Origin of the sequence: Mycolicibacterium confluentis, assembly GCF_010729895.1 — a bacterium.
GTDB lineage: Bacteria > Actinomycetota > Actinomycetes > Mycobacteriales > Mycobacteriaceae > Mycobacterium > Mycobacterium confluentis.
The window spans coordinates 2,140,141-2,154,026 of record NZ_AP022612.1; the positions used below are offsets into that span (position 1 = coordinate 2,140,141).

The 13,886-nt window shown below is 64.8% G+C and carries 9 protein-coding genes and 1 tRNA gene; 8 read left to right on the forward strand and 2 right to left on the reverse strand.

Annotation, left to right across the window (positions count from 1 at the left end):
- The first annotated feature begins 30 nt into the window (after window positions 1–30).
- The 4 genes from G6N34_RS09895 (at window position 31) to G6N34_RS09910 (ending at window position 3,240) form a co-directional block, all read left to right on the forward strand.
- On the forward strand, window positions 31–963 hold the full coding sequence (locus G6N34_RS09895) for a sulfite exporter TauE/SafE family protein (RefSeq protein ID WP_085150372.1): 933 nt from the start codon (window positions 31–33) through the stop codon (window positions 961–963).
- A gap of 226 nt (window positions 964–1,189) precedes the next feature.
- A complete protein-coding gene (locus tag G6N34_RS09900; RefSeq protein ID WP_085150374.1) occupies window positions 1,190–2,614 on the forward strand; it encodes a DEAD/DEAH box helicase in 1,425 nt (474 codons plus the stop codon).
- Between the two features lie 89 nt (window positions 2,615–2,703).
- Window positions 2,704–2,780: transfer RNA gene (locus tag G6N34_RS09905), tRNA-Pro, on the forward strand.
- A gap of 202 nt (window positions 2,781–2,982) precedes the next feature.
- Window positions 2,983–3,240 (forward strand): DUF3297 family protein, encoded by a 258-nt coding sequence (locus G6N34_RS09910; RefSeq protein WP_085150376.1) that lies wholly within the window; start codon window positions 2,983–2,985, stop codon window positions 3,238–3,240.
- Between the two features lie 131 nt (window positions 3,241–3,371).
- On the opposite strand, the gene G6N34_RS09915 is transcribed toward G6N34_RS09910, so the two are convergent.
- Entirely contained in the window at window positions 3,372–7,652 is a 4,281-nt protein-coding gene (locus tag G6N34_RS09915) for a choice-of-anchor D domain-containing protein (protein WP_163645362.1), read from the reverse strand.
- A 544-nt stretch (window positions 7,653–8,196) separates the two neighbouring features.
- Here G6N34_RS09915 and G6N34_RS09920 point away from each other — a divergent pair.
- On the forward strand, window positions 8,197–9,078 hold the full coding sequence (locus G6N34_RS09920) for an SPFH domain-containing protein (RefSeq protein WP_407663266.1): 882 nt from the start codon (window positions 8,197–8,199) through the stop codon (window positions 9,076–9,078).
- 125 nt (window positions 9,079–9,203) lie between these two features.
- On the opposite strand, the gene G6N34_RS09925 is transcribed toward G6N34_RS09920, so the two are convergent.
- Window positions 9,204–9,977 (reverse strand): SDR family NAD(P)-dependent oxidoreductase, encoded by a 774-nt coding sequence (locus G6N34_RS09925; RefSeq protein WP_085150381.1) that lies wholly within the window; start codon window positions 9,975–9,977, stop codon window positions 9,204–9,206.
- A gap of 369 nt (window positions 9,978–10,346) precedes the next feature.
- Here G6N34_RS09925 and G6N34_RS09930 point away from each other — a divergent pair, with 369 nt between their 5' ends.
- The 3 genes from G6N34_RS09930 to G6N34_RS09940 all read left to right on the forward strand — a co-directional run bounded on the left by G6N34_RS09930 (window position 10,347) and on the right by G6N34_RS09940 (window position 13,844).
- Window positions 10,347–11,102: a hypothetical protein gene (locus G6N34_RS09930; protein WP_234812801.1), complete on the forward strand. Its 756-nt coding sequence runs from the start codon at window positions 10,347–10,349 to the stop codon at window positions 11,100–11,102.
- 274 nt (window positions 11,103–11,376) lie between these two features.
- Entirely contained in the window at window positions 11,377–11,997 is a 621-nt protein-coding gene (locus G6N34_RS09935) for a hypothetical protein (protein WP_085150399.1), read from the forward strand.
- A gap of 134 nt (window positions 11,998–12,131) precedes the next feature.
- A complete protein-coding gene (locus G6N34_RS09940) occupies window positions 12,132–13,844 on the forward strand; it encodes an MOSC and FAD-binding oxidoreductase domain-containing protein (RefSeq protein ID WP_085150401.1) in 1,713 nt (570 codons plus the stop codon).
- The last annotated feature ends 42 nt before the right edge of the window (window positions 13,845–13,886 follow it).

Below are 13,886 nucleotides of genomic sequence, written 5' to 3' on the forward strand. Positions count from 1 at the left end.
GCGGGCCACTGAACGAAAGCATTCCAGCTTATGCGCTCGTTGTTGATCTTCACCCTGGTGGGAGTCGGGGCCCAACTGGTCGACGGAGCGCTCGGAATGGCCTTCGGTGTCACGGCGTCCACATTGTTGGTTCTCAGCGGCGTGGCCGCCGCACAGGCCAGTGCCGCAGTGCATCTCGCCGAGGTCGGCACCACCCTGGCGTCGGGGTTGTCGCACTGGCGGTTCAAGAACATCGACTGGAGCATCGTCGCCAAGCTCGGTGTCCCGGGCGCCGTCGGCGCATTTCTCGGTGCGACGGTGCTCTCGTCGCTGTCCACCGAGGACGCGGCCCCACTGATGGCCGCGATCCTGGTCGCAATCGGCATCTACGTGCTGGTCAGATTCTCCCTGGGCAGACCTCCGGGAATCGCCACGACCCACACGCCGCACACCTCCAAATTCCTTGCCCCGCTGGGACTGTTCGGCGGCTTCATCGACGCCTCCGGCGGCGGCGGATGGGGTCCTGTGACCACGAGCACACTGCTGTCCCGCGGAAAGACCGCGCCACGCACCGTGATCGGGTCCGTCAGCGCCTCGGAGTTCCTGGTCGCGGTCTCGGCGTCACTGGGTTTTCTGGTGGGTCTGCGTGAAGAGTTCCTGCACAACATCCCGATCGTGCTCGGACTGGCGCTCGGCGGAATCCTGGCCGCGCCACTGGCCGCATGGCTGGTCAGCAGGGTCAGCCCAGCGCTTTTGGGCACCGCGGTGGGCGGCGTGATCATCCTGACCAACAGCCAGAAACTGGTGAAGTACTTCGGAATTGCCGGTCCATGGTCGACGGGCATCTACGCCACGATCGTGGTGGGATGGGCCGGTTTGGTGTTCTACGCATGGCGCACTTCGCAGGCGCCGGCGTACGTGCCGGAGGAACTGGAGGCCGAGGTGGCGGCCGGAGAACCGGTGCGCGACGAGACCGCGGGCTGAGTCACGTTGCCGGTGCGGTAGACTCGTATCAGCGTTGGCGCATGAGAATTGCTGCCAACTACGTCGTGGAGCCAGTGATCACCCCGCAGGATCGGCCATAAAGGCCACTGGTGATCAGTGCGTCAGCACCGGATTTCTTACGGCGATCGAAATTGCCGACCGGCAATCTCGCCCCAGTGTTGACGGCCCTCCGGGCCCCATCACGTCTGTTTGCCTGAAAGGCGATATGAGCACCGCTGTGACTTTCTCTGACCTTGGCGTGCGCCCATCGATGGTGCAGGCCTTGGCCGACATCGACCGCACCCAGCCGTTCCCGATCCAAGCTGCCACGCTGCCCGACACCCTCGCTGGACGCGACGTCCTGGGCCGCGGCAAGACCGGCAGCGGCAAGACGCTCGCATTCTCGATCCCGCTGGTCAGCCGCCTCGTCGGCCGCTCGCGCACCCCGTCGCGCCCGACCGGTCTGGTGCTGGCACCGACCCGTGAACTGGCCACCCAGATCACCGCGACGCTGGAACCGCTGGCCGCCGCGCACGGGCTGAAGGTCACCACCATCTTCGGCGGCGTGGCGCAGAGTCGCCAGGTCACCGCGCTGCGGGCCGGCGTTGACATCGTCGTCGCGTGCCCGGGCCGCCTCGAGGATCTGATGGGCCAGCGTCTCATCAGCCTTGACGCCGTCGAGATCACCGTGATCGACGAGGCCGACCACATGGCCGACCTGGGCTTCCTGCCCGGCGTCACCCGCATCCTGGCCGCGACGCCCGCCGATGGGCAGCGCCTGCTGTTCTCCGCGACGCTGGACAACGGTGTCGACAAGCTGGTGAAGAAGTTCCTTCGCAACGAGGTGCTGCACTCGGTCGACGAGGCGAACTCGCCCGTCGCCGCGATGACGCATCACGTGTTCCACGTGGCCGGAGCCGACGCCAAGAAGCAGTTGGTGAATCGCCTGGCTTCCGGCACCGGACGCCGAATCCTGTTCATGCGCACCAAACATCACGCGCGCAAGCTCGCCAAGCAGCTGACCGACGCCGGCATCCCGGCAGTCGATCTGCACGGCAACCTGTCGCAGCCCGCACGTGACCGCAACTTGGCCGCGTTCTCCTCGGGCGACATCCGGGTGCTGGTGGCCACCGACATCGCGGCGCGCGGCGTGCACGTCGACGAGGTCGAGTTGGTCGTGCACATCGATCCGCCCGCCGAGCACAAGGCGTACCTGCACCGCTCGGGTCGCACCGCGCGTGCCGGCAGCGCCGGTGACGTCGTGACCGTGGTCCTGCCGGAGCAGCGCAGGGACACTCAGGTGTTGCTGCGACGTGCCGGCATCTCGGTGAAGCCGCAGAACGTCGACGCCGACTCCGAGGCTGTGCACGCCTTGGTGGGGGAGATCGCGCCCTACCAGGCGCCGGCCCCCAAGGCGGCACCGCAGGCCGCGCCTGCGCGGTCCTCGCGCGGTTCCGAGGGCGGTCGATCCGGTTCGGGCGCGCCGCGGCGTCGCGGCGGTTCCGGCCAGGGTGCGGGTGCGCATCGTGGCTCGGGCCAGGGCGGCGGCGCACATCGCGGTGACGCGCATGCCGGTGGCGGCGCGGGTGCTTCACGGGCCTCGCGGGGCGGCCGCGCGCGCCGTCCTGCAGGTTCGCGGAACGCAGGCTGACCCGAAGCGCCGCGCGGGCACCCGGATTGGGATTCGCGCGGCGCTCTGAGGTAGGCTTTCGTCTCGCTGCCGGAGTTCACTTCGGCACACGGGCTGTGGCGCAGCTTGGTAGCGCACTTGACTGGGGGTCAAGTGGTCGCAGGTTCAAATCCTGTCAGCCCGACCAAGTTCTTTGCAGGTCAAGGCACTTTCCGGAGTATCCGGGAGGTGCCTTTTCCGTTCGTACCCGCACTGTCGATCGAGGCTCGAAAGCGGACAGAGGAAAGCACCTCACACGCGCGGGACGCCAAAGACCTACGCGGAACCCGCCACTACAGGGTCGCGTAAGTTCTCAAGAACAAAGTACGCAGCAGTCAACGGAAGCGATCATGTCCCAGGATCAGAACACCGACGTTCCACCGAATCACCTCTCCATCGATCCGCGCAGCGACTTCTACAGCGAAGAGGCGCTCGTCCGCGGTGTGGGTATTCGCTTCAACGGCGCCGAGAAGACCAATGTGCACGAATACGACGTGGCCGAGGGTTGGGTGCGTGTGGAAGTCCCCACCGCCAAGGACCGCCGCGGAAACCCGATGGTCGTCAAGCTCAGCGGCACGGTTGAACCTTATTTCCGCGACGCGGAATAGCGGACGGCTCGGGTTACCGCGTCGGGATCTGTCTGACCGGGGCAATCGTCACCCGAAGAGAGCCGTACGGCTGGCCAGCACCAACTGACGTTGATGTAGCGGCGGCCCTTGGGATGGCCGGTGGTGTCCAGCTACGTGAGCGCTGTCAGGTCGTTGTCGACCCAGTTTCCACCGGCGGCGATGTATAGCTCGTGGACGTGGTTGTCGGCGCTGATGTAGAAGACGTGTTGGCTGTTGTCGCTGAGCGGGTAGCCGGTCAGGGCGGTGGCTGGGGTTGGTGGTACGGCGCCTGCCAGGGTTGTCAGGTCGTTGTCGTTCCAGCCTGCTCCGGCGATGAAGAGTTCGTGGACGTGGTTGTCGGTGCCGATGTAGAAGACGTGTTGGCTGTTGTCGCTGAGCGGGTAGCCGGTCAGGGCGGTGGCTGGGGTTGGTGGTACGGCGCCTGCCAGGGTCGTCAGGTCGTTGTCGTTCCAGCCTGCTCCGGCGATGAAGAGTTCGTGGACGTGGTTGTCGGTGCCGATGTAGAAGACGTGTTGGCTGTTGTCGCTGAGTCGGTAGCCGGTCAGGGCGGTGGCTGGGGTTGGTGGTACGGCGCCTGCCAGGGTCGTCAGGTCGTTGTCGTTCCAGCCTGCTCCGGCGATGAAGAGTTCGTGGACGTGGTTGTCGGTGCCGATGTAGAAGACGTGTTGGCTGTTGTCGCTGAGTCGGTAGCCGGTCAGGGCGGTGGCTGGGGTTGGTGGTACGGCGCCTGCCAGGGTCGTCAGGTCGTTGTCGTCCCATCGCCCGCCACCGGTGATGAACAGTTCATGGACGTGGTTGTCGGTGCCGATGTAGAAGACGTGCTTGCTGTCGTCGCTGAGTCGGAAGCCCTCCAGCGCGGTGGCTGGGGTTGGTGGCACGGCCCCGGCCACGGCGGTCAGGTCGTTGCAGACCCAGCCCTCAGTGGCGGTGAAGTAGAGCTCATAGAGGTCGTTGTCGGTACCGACGAAGAAGACATGCTTGCTGTTGGTGCCGAGCCGGAAACCGGCCAGGGTGCTGGTGGGGATCGGTGGCACGGCCTCGGCCAGCGTGGTCAGGTCATTGTCGTCCCACCCTGAACCGGCTGTGATGTCGAGTTCGTGGACGAACTTGTCGGTGCCGATGAAGAAGACATGCTGGCTGTCGTTGCTGAGCGGGTAACCCTCGAGGGCGCTGCCTGCCACCGGCAAGGGCGGCCACGCAGTACCGCTGACGTTGACCACAACTGGGCCGTTCGGATCGTTGCTGACGATCGTCAGCGTGGCAGACGCCGCCCCTCGGTGGATGGGCTCAAATCGGATCGGGACCGTGATGGAGTCGCCGCCATCGACGGTGAGGGGGAAGCTGACGACCTGGGGTGCGACGAAGACCGGCGCCGACGACACGATGCCGGTGACGCTCAGTTGGCATGACCCACGGTTGTTGATGACGAGATCGCGGTCGACGAACCTGCCCAAGCGGACCTCACCGAAGTCACCGTGGTCGGGGACGACCAGCGTCAGCCTTGGCGCTGGTGCTGTTCCTGACACGACAACGGTTTTGGGGCCCGTCGGGTCGTTGCTCAGCACCGAGATCATTGCTGATTTCGCACCAATACTCGTTGGCTGGAAGCGAATTGGTGCTTCCAAGACATTTCCGGGCGCGATGACGAGTGGGTACGACAACACGCTGGGAACCAGGAATTCCCCGGAGGATGACGTGATGTCCGTGATCGTGACCGGATTGAAGCCGCTGTTGCTCAGATAGAGCACGATGTCTTTGGACGATCCGACGCACACGTTGCCGACGTCCCCGCTATCGGCGATCACCAACGCCAGCCTCACCAGAACGACGTTCCGCAGCGCGATGTTGTTGTCGTTGGGCACAAGGCGCCAATCCTCGACGGCCTCCCCGATGGTGAAGTTGTCGATGTTGCTCGGGTCGCCGGCAGCCGATACGACCATCAGCATGCTGTCATGGCCCGACGCGTTTGTCGCCGGCGTCCACGCGAACGGTCCGACCGTCTTCTCTTCGGAATTGTTGGGCTGCAGCGTTCCGGCTGCCAACTGTGCCGTGGTCATCGGTTGCAGATCGTTTGGCCAGACCAGGCCTGCCGAGGGTTGGCAGTGGTAGCCCCTCACAATGACGTCGTTCGCGATCGATGTCCCTCGGTTCTTGATTTTCACGTACGCGTAGTTCGTGGTCCCGGCCGGTTCCTGGTGGCCCGGTAAACCGTCGGGGTTCAGGCGGTTCCACACCGTTGGCGTCTCCCAGTGAACAGGCAGATATTCGTATTCACCGCCTCGGCCATCATCGATGTACACGTCGACCGCCGGCGCCGCGCCGCCATTGAGGTTCTGCTCCTCGAAGGACCATTCGAGCACCTTGCCGTAGGCCCCGCCGAACACACCCTCGGACGTCCAGTCGCCCGCATCTGCAGTGCGGAGCGCGGTGAGGAAGAGCGCGGGCGCACCGGGGTTGCTCATCGGGCTGAGAGTGCCGACCGCCCGCAACATCAAATAGGCCATATAGCGTGCGGCAAACTCGCGCCGGCTCACGTCCGTCGAATCGCCACCGATGGACCGGTAGACACGGAACATCGTGGTCGACAGGATCTCCTCGCTCGGATAACCCCCTACGTCCTGGGTACCACCCCAACCCCAACCGTCGGTGACGGCGCGATCCGACCTTCGAGCGACGCTTGGCACAAATGGGGCCAGAACGAAACGGTCGATCGCCGCACCGGTGTGCCAGGTGGAGAGGTAGTCATTCAATATCATCGCGAAGCTGTCGCCGGCGCTGTGTGCGAAACCGAAATTGGCGGTGCCCACGTGGTCGTAGAGGATGCCGTGTCCACCGAGCTCGTGGAGGATGACGCGCCAGTCGGTGGCGATTCCGATCGGATTGGCGGTGTTCCCAGTGTCTGCGAGCGCATAGCACGCGTGGTCAATACCGTCACCGTCACCGATGCAGTGTGCGTTGACGTTGTCGCCCCCGTCGCCTCGGTAGTCGATATCGACCGGGAAGGTGGTGCCGTCGAAGTACGTTGCGAGGGGGAATCCGAGGGCGGCTACCAACTCGAAAAATCGATTGTTGTGGTAGTAAGCGTTGACCGCCGCGAATTCGTTGGTGCGAACCTGATAGTCGAAGTCCGAACCCGTCGGTTGCGTGGGCGCGGCGACGGTCAAGGGCTCCAGATCTTGCAGGGTGACGAGGCTGCCCTGCAGCGATTGGACACCACCCACGGGCGCGTTGAGATTTGGCAGCACGACGTCATCTCGCAGCGGGTCGAGGACTGCGTTGCCTTGGTCGGGCGTGTTGGTCGCGGTACCGGTGCTCGTGATTGGGTCGTAGGTGAAAACCAGCCCGTTGACACCGGAGGCCAGGGCGCGTGCGTACAAGATGGTGTTCGTCTGCACGTCGACCAGCAGGCGCCAGTTCATCCGACTCCCGGCGTAGGGCAATCGGACTATGAGCTCGGCAACGAGGTACCAGGCGTCGTCCTGGATGGTGTCGGGCACCGGCGGCAATGGCAGTTCCGGCGGCGTTTCGCAAAGCTGCGCACCATGTTTCGCGCCGTCTCGGTCTTGTTGGGGTTGATCCGTCACGCGCTTCGAGTCATCAAACCGATAGATGAAGAAGCGTCCGCGGATCAGTCGGGGCGTGATGTCTTCGTCGAGCTGATCCGATGCCCTCACTGGCTCAGCGAGGATGTCATCCAGCAGAGTCGAGCCGTCGCCGCCTGCAGGCTCCGGCGCCGTGTTTCTGCCGCGTCGAGGAATGCTGGGCGTTCTTTCACCAGTCTGAAACAGCCTCTGGTAGCGCGCCACAGCGGCTCTCGTTGGCAGCTGAGCGTCGATACCCGACTCGCTGCTGTTCGTCATTGCGACGACGCGCGTCGGTTCCTGCTTGACCGTGACGGTGACACCTGCCGACCACACAGGTGTGTTGAGATACGTTTGGTAGAAGGTGTACGTAGCAGTGTCGAAGAATGATTTCTCCTCGCTGAAGTGATACTCGACGTCCTGCTGGCGAGGGTCGAAGTACGACACCGGTTCATTGAGGCTTCTGAGTGCCGTCTCGGCGATGTCGAGCTTGGACGCGATCTCGCCGAAATATGCCGATGCCGCCTCATCGCCTCGCGCTTCCACTACCGGCCAGTGCTCGTCGTGATTGAGCGCTCTGATCCGGTCGGCATCGTCCACGGTGACGGTGGCTCGAAGGTCGGCATCGTAAGTGGTTCGCATCGGGCCAGGTGCCACCTGCTTTGTGGCCGCGGAGGACTTCTTCGGCGGCGCAGCTTTTTTGGCCGGTGCCGGTGCCTTGCGGGCGACGGGAGTCTTCTTGGCAGGAGTCTTCTTAGCTGCGGCCTTCTTAGCCGGCGTCTTCTTGCCGGGAATCTTCTTGGCGGCCATGGCGGCTGCCCCTTTCGCCTATGACAGCGCTTCGCTGACGATTGAGCATGGTGCGCTCAAGTGCCCGCGTTGGAATGCCTCAAAAGCCACCCGCGCCATGCGATCACCCGCCAAAGCTCGGTGCGTTCGCAGAACTGTGTTGCAATCCCAAGGTCACTTGGACAACCTTGACTTTCCCAGGCTGCCGGGCGCGGGTAACGAGTAGTGCGCTACCTGAAAGCGGTCAGTCTGGCGATTCGCCTAGTCGGCGGAGTGGGACTGTCACTTCACCCGTGAGTGGCCTGACCGCCCTCGGCGTGGAGATCGCTGAGTCGACGCGCCATAGCTCCGGCGCCGGAACTCGCCTGACGAACCAAGGTGCGGGCCGGAAGGTGGGGGCCGAATCTTGTTGAGCCGCCGAGGCGCCGGTGCCAGAATTGGATCATGGAACCGGCTCCACCGAGCCGCAGAACGGCGCGCCACCCCGCGAGCGAAAAGTCAGCCTAGACAGCTCGCGTCGGTCCTCGCGGCGACGTCGAGCGGAAGTGGAGACATCATGATCACCATGTCCGTGCTGGCGGTTGTCGCCGGTCTGGTCGCACTCCTGGTCGGACAGAACGTTCGCGTCGTGAAGCAATTTGAACGGGGCGTCGTCTACCGGTTCGGCCGGGTACAGCCACAGGTGCGGGGACCGGGACTCACCATGCTGATCCCCATCGCCGACCGCCTTCAGAAGGTGAACATGCAGATCATCACGCTGCCGGTGCCCGCCCAGGACGGCATCACCCGTGACAACGTCACCGTCCGGGTGGACGCCGTCATCTACTTCAAGGTCTCCGACCCGGTGCGGGCGGCGGTCGACGTGCAGGACTACCGGTCGGCGATCGGCCAGGTGGCGCAGACTTCGCTGCGGTCGATCATCGGCAAGAGCAATCTCGATGACCTGCTGTCCAGCCGGGAGCACCTGAATGAGGGCCTGGAGTTGATGATCGACAGCCCGGCGCTGGGCTGGGGCATCCAGATCGACCGCGTCGAGATCAAGGACGTGGTGTTGCCGGACTCGATGAAACGCTCGATTGCCCGCCAGGCCGAGGCCGAGCGGGAGCGGCGGGCCCGGGTGATCACCGCCGACGGTGAACTGCAGGCCTCGGAGAAGCTGGCGCAGGCGGCTGAGGTGATGGCCGACCATCCCGCAGCGCTGCAGCTGCGGCTGCTGGAGACCGTGGTCGAGGTCGCTGCGGAGAAGAACTCGACCCTGGTGCTGCCGTTCCCTGTCGAGCTGCTCCGGTTCCTGGAACGGTCGACACCCGAATCCGAGCACACCGAGGAATCCACCAACCCCGCGTCAGATACGCCGCAGCTGACCGCGCCGAAGGTGCCCGACGATCTGGGTTCGTTGCGGCTGGACGAACGGTTGGTACCCCGGCACGCCCGGCTGAATTCGTAGAGCGCCATCGGCTCGGTTGCGATCAGCGGACGGTTCCACCGGCGCGACCGCACAGAATCTTTCCCCGCGGAGGGGTTCAACCGGTAGGGCCGGTTGTGCACTCCCTGCGCCCCATCCCGCGGACGCTACTGCGCCAAATAGCCCCCGTCGACGGGCAGCACGGCGCCGGTGATGAAAGAGGCGTCATCGGAAGCGAGGAAGAGGATCGCGCTGGCGACTTCGGCCGGCTCGCCGATGCGGTTCATCGGGTGCGCGGCCTCGACGGTTGCGAGGTATTCCGCGCCACCCGGCTCCTCCCGCATCTGGCTGACCCGCTCAGTGCTGATCGTTCCGGGGGCGACGGCGTTGACTCTGATGCCCCGGTCGGCCCACTCGACCGCGAGGTGCTTGGTCAAGCCGGTGGCGACGAACTTGGCCGGCCCGTAAGCCGCCTGCCGCTTCTGCCCGGCCACCCCGGAGATCGACGACAGGCAGACGATGGAGCCGCCGCCGGTTGGCAGCATTGCCTCGATCCCAAATTTGCATGTGAGGAACATGCCGCGCCCGTCGACAGCCATCACGCCGTCCCAGTCGGCGGTCGTCATCTCCTGCACATCGCCAAGCGGAATGATGCCGGCGTTGGCGACCAGAACATCGAGGCGGCCGAAGCGCTCGGCTGCCGCCGCGATCATCCGGCGCGCATCGTCCTCGACTGAGACGTCGCCGGTGACTGTCTCGACCTCCGCCCCGGTCTCGCGCAGTTCATCGGCGAGCGCCAACAGCGGCTCGCCCTGGATGTCGGTCACGACCATCCGCGCGCCCTCGCGCGCGAAGAGCACAGCGGTCGCCCGACCTATGCCGAAGGCGGCCCCGGTGATCACTGCCGATTTTCCGAAGAGTCGTCCTGGTGCTTGGGTCACGGGCGTCCGTTCTGTTGTCGTGGCGGTACGTCTCGATGGGGGTGAATTCAGAACGCCGACGATCGTCGGTCGCACGGGTGGAGTTTCGCAGAGCGGGTGGAGCTTTGAGTCTCATTTGGACTGGTCTGCCGTACTCGGAGGGCTGGATGAGAACGCATCGCGCAGATCGGCGCCGCTGTTCGCTACGCCCGGCAGCGATGCGGGGACCCGCTCCTGTCGATGGTCCTCATCGTGTCAGTGGGTCCAGCTAGCATTCGGAAACGCACCACCAAGTCGCAGCAAGCGGGGGTCGGTCGCTGGGGAGGATCGGGGGATTTCGATGGCAGGCACTGGATGAGCGGTAAGAGTTCTTCCGACGGAGCAGGCGCGGTGGGCCTCATCGTCTTCGTCATTGTGCTGATCTCGCTGGTCCCCAAGCCCGTGTGGATAGCGCTTGGCGTCATGGTTGCCCTGTCGGTGATCGGTTGGGTCGTCTACCGCCTCGTAGATGCCGCCGAGAAGCGTCATGCGGAAGCAGAGGAGCGGGCGCGGGTCGAGCGGGCCAAGCAGGCCGCCGCAGCCAAACGTGAACGCGAAGAACGGGTCCGAAAGGACAAGCAGCGACGCGTCGACACCCTTGGCAAGGACAATGCCGCGCTGGTCGAGTCCGCTTTGACCGCCGTCAAGCAGGTGGCCGGATCTGAAGCCGCGCGCGAGGGATGGCTGGGTGATGTCGATTTCAGCGCGGACATCAAAGGCATCACCGACAACTTTGAAAAGGCGCATGCGCTCCGCGGCGTGACGAGCAAGCTGTCGGCGTTGGATAAACCCAGTGCTGACGACCGCAAGATTCTCGCGGAGGCGAAGAGCACCATCGCGAGTCTGGAACGCGCTGCGATCGAGCGGGTGGGCTTGATCGGGAAATGCGCCAAGGAAGCACAACTGATCGACAAATCGCTGCGCACCGAACGCGAGGACGCCCGCGTTGCAGAGCAGCGCGCTGAATTGCACGGAAAGCTGGCCGCGATGCTCTACGGCATCGAGTCCAGTCCTCCGTCCACGCCCATCGATTCGGCGGTGGAAGCGGTGATGGCCCGCGTGCAGGCCTATCGGGAGATCAAGAACCAGATCCAACAAGCTCGCTGAACGCAAGAGATCTGTCGACGCGGAGGCGAGAATGGGCGTATCGGTTGATTCGCCTCTGTCTCCAATTCCGGCGGCGGAGTTGCTCGACGCTTCCTCTACATGTGGAAATTCGACCGCGCAGCGCTCGAATACGAGGCCGGCGACCCGGACGTGTTCGTCGAGAACACTCCGTGACAGGTGCGCGCCCGACCATTGCTGCCTGACACCCGACGGAGGAGAATCAGGCCCGACGGCGGCGCCGTCGCGACGCTGCCTCGTTGTGAGGAGGCAGATTGTGTACGCACGAACAACGACCGTCTGGGGGCGGCCGGGATCGATTGACGACGGAATAGCCAGCATCCGGGGGGCGGTGATGCCCGAGTTGCAGAAGATGCACGGTTTCGTAGGTCTGTCGCTGCTCGCAGACCGCGAGTCAGGGCGGTGCATCGCCACCAGCGCGTGGCAGTCCGAGGACGACATGCGCGCCAGCGGACCATTGATCCGAGAGGTGCGTGACCGCGCGGCGCAGACCCTCGGCGGTGCCCCGGAGATTGCCGAATGGGAGATCGCGGTGATGCACCGCGATCACGACAGTGCCGAGGGCACGTGCGTGCGGGTTGGCTGGGCCAAGGTTGACCCAGCCCGGATGGATGCGGGTATAGACCTCTTCAAGGATTCGGTGCTGCCGGCATTCGAGGAACTGGAAGGCCATTGCAGCGCGAGCCTGATGGTGAATCGGCACACCGGTCTGGTGGTGGTGTCGACAGCGTTTGACAGCGCCGACGCCCTACACAGGACGATGGGGAAGCTGGACACGCTCAGGGACGACACCGTCGCGGAGGCCGGAGCCGAAATGCTGGAGGAATGCGACTTCGAGTTGGCGATCGCGCACCTGAGGGTTCCTGAACTGGTGTAGGCAGCTGACACCGAGACTGCGCCCCGCCGTGACGGCGCCGGACGGAGTATCCGCGCGCTTTCAGTGGCTTGACCATCACTCAGGGAGCACACTGGTCCCGTATCACCGCGGTCGGTGACAGGGGGACGCGGATGCTGCCCAGGCTCATCTCGGTCAACGTCGGAATGCCCAGAGACGTGCAGTGGCGCGACAAGACTGTGCACACCGGGATATGGAAATCGCCGGTCCGTGGACCAGTCATGGTGCGACGACACAACATTGACGGTGATGGCCAGGGCGATCTGGCGGGCCACGGGGGTGAACAACGCGCCGTCATGGTCTACCAGCAGGAGTCTTATCAATTCTGGAGGCGTTTCCTGAACCGGGACGATCTGGCACCCGGCAGCTTCGGCGAGAACTTCACGATCACCGGCCTGGCAGACGACGAGGTCTGCGTTGGCGACCGGTTCCGCATCGGCGACGCGGAATTCGAAGTGACGCAACCGCGAGTCACCTGCTTTCGGGTCGGCCTCCGACTGGACGAACCACGAATGCCCCAGCTGCTGGTGTCACAGCGTCGTCCCGGCTTTTACCTCCGAGTGACAGTGGAGGGGGAGGTCCAAACCGGAGATGAGATCGTGCGCACCCGCGATGGGCGGCATCACATGTCTGTGGCCGACGTCGACGCACTGCTCTATCTGCCGGAGCGCAACATCGAGCAGCTGCGCAAGATCGTCGATGTGCCCGCTCTGAGCCCCGGCTGGCAGCAGTCGTTCCGCGAGCTCCTCGCGGCTCATGACGGTGGTGCGGCTTCGGCAGGGCCCTCGATCGGTGCTGAGCCGGGATGGAACGGTTTCCAACGGTTGCGAGTCTGTGAGGTGCGGCCGGAATCAACTGTAGTGCTTTCGATTTCGCTGGATTCTGGCGACGGCGGTGCACTGCCCAGCGCCCGTCCCGGCCAGTACCTGACGGTGCGTATTCCAGATGCGGGTAGTCCCGTACCGATGCGGAGCTACTCGCTCTCGAGCGATTCTCGGGCTGGTCGCTACCGGATCAGCGTGAAACGCGAGGACCGCGGATTGGTGAGCCGCTGGCTTCACGACCACGCCGAAGTCGGAACGGTGATCGAGGCTGCCGCACCGCGGGGCGATTTCTACCTCACCGATGGTGCGGGCCCGGTGGTGCTCCTGTCGGCCGGCATCGGCATCACTCCAGTCTTGGCGATGCTCAATTCGCTGGCCTCCGACCGCAGCACTCGGACCGTCTGGTGGCTGCATACGGTTCGAAGCCGCGCATCGGAGGCGTTCGCACCTGAGGTGAAGTCGTTGATCGAGACGCTTCCGCAGGCGCACTGCCGGGTGTTCTACACCGACACGGACGGACGGTTGGACGAGCCGAAGATCGCCGCGCTCGAACTTCCGGTCGAGGCGACTGTTTACCTCTGTGGACCGGTGCAGTACATGACGGATATGCGCGAGGCGCTCCTCGCGACAGGATTCGACGATGCACGCATTCACACCGAGCTGTTCGGTGCGCTGCCGCCGATCCACCCGGGGATGAAGGATCCGTCGAAGGCCCCGAGCCCGCACCCACCGCCCGGCCCACCGGGTGTCGGGCCTGCGGTGACGTTCGCCCGCAGTGGGCTGGCGGTTCCCTGGCACAGGGACTGTGCGAACATCCTCGACTTCGCCGAAGCCTGCGACGTTCCCACCCGCTTCTCGTGCCGAAGCGGTGTGTGCCACGTCTGCGCGACGGGAGTCATCTCGGGGTCCGTCGAGTACACGCAGCAACCGCTCGAACTGCCCGGTGCCGGAACGGCACTGATCTGCTCGGCTGTGCCGGGCGGTGATGTGGTGCTGGACCTCTGACGGCCGCTGCGGCTCCGACACCGTCGCTTGCGCCGGTGATCA

Coding starts and splice junctions, on each gene's coding strand:
- G6N34_RS09920 (WP_407663266.1), top strand. CDS start 8,197: ATGTCCGTGCTGGCGGTTGTCGCCGGTCTGGTCGCACTCCTGGTCGGA.
- G6N34_RS09910 (WP_085150376.1), top strand. CDS start 2,983: ATGTCCCAGGATCAGAACACCGACGTTCCACCGAATCACCTCTCCATC.
- G6N34_RS09895 (WP_085150372.1), top strand. CDS start 31: ATGCGCTCGTTGTTGATCTTCACCCTGGTGGGAGTCGGGGCCCAACTG.
- G6N34_RS09900 (WP_085150374.1), top strand. CDS start 1,190: ATGAGCACCGCTGTGACTTTCTCTGACCTTGGCGTGCGCCCATCGATG.
- G6N34_RS09915 (WP_163645362.1), bottom strand. CDS start 7,652: ATGGCCGCCAAGAAGATTCCCGGCAAGAAGACGCCGGCTAAGAAGGCC.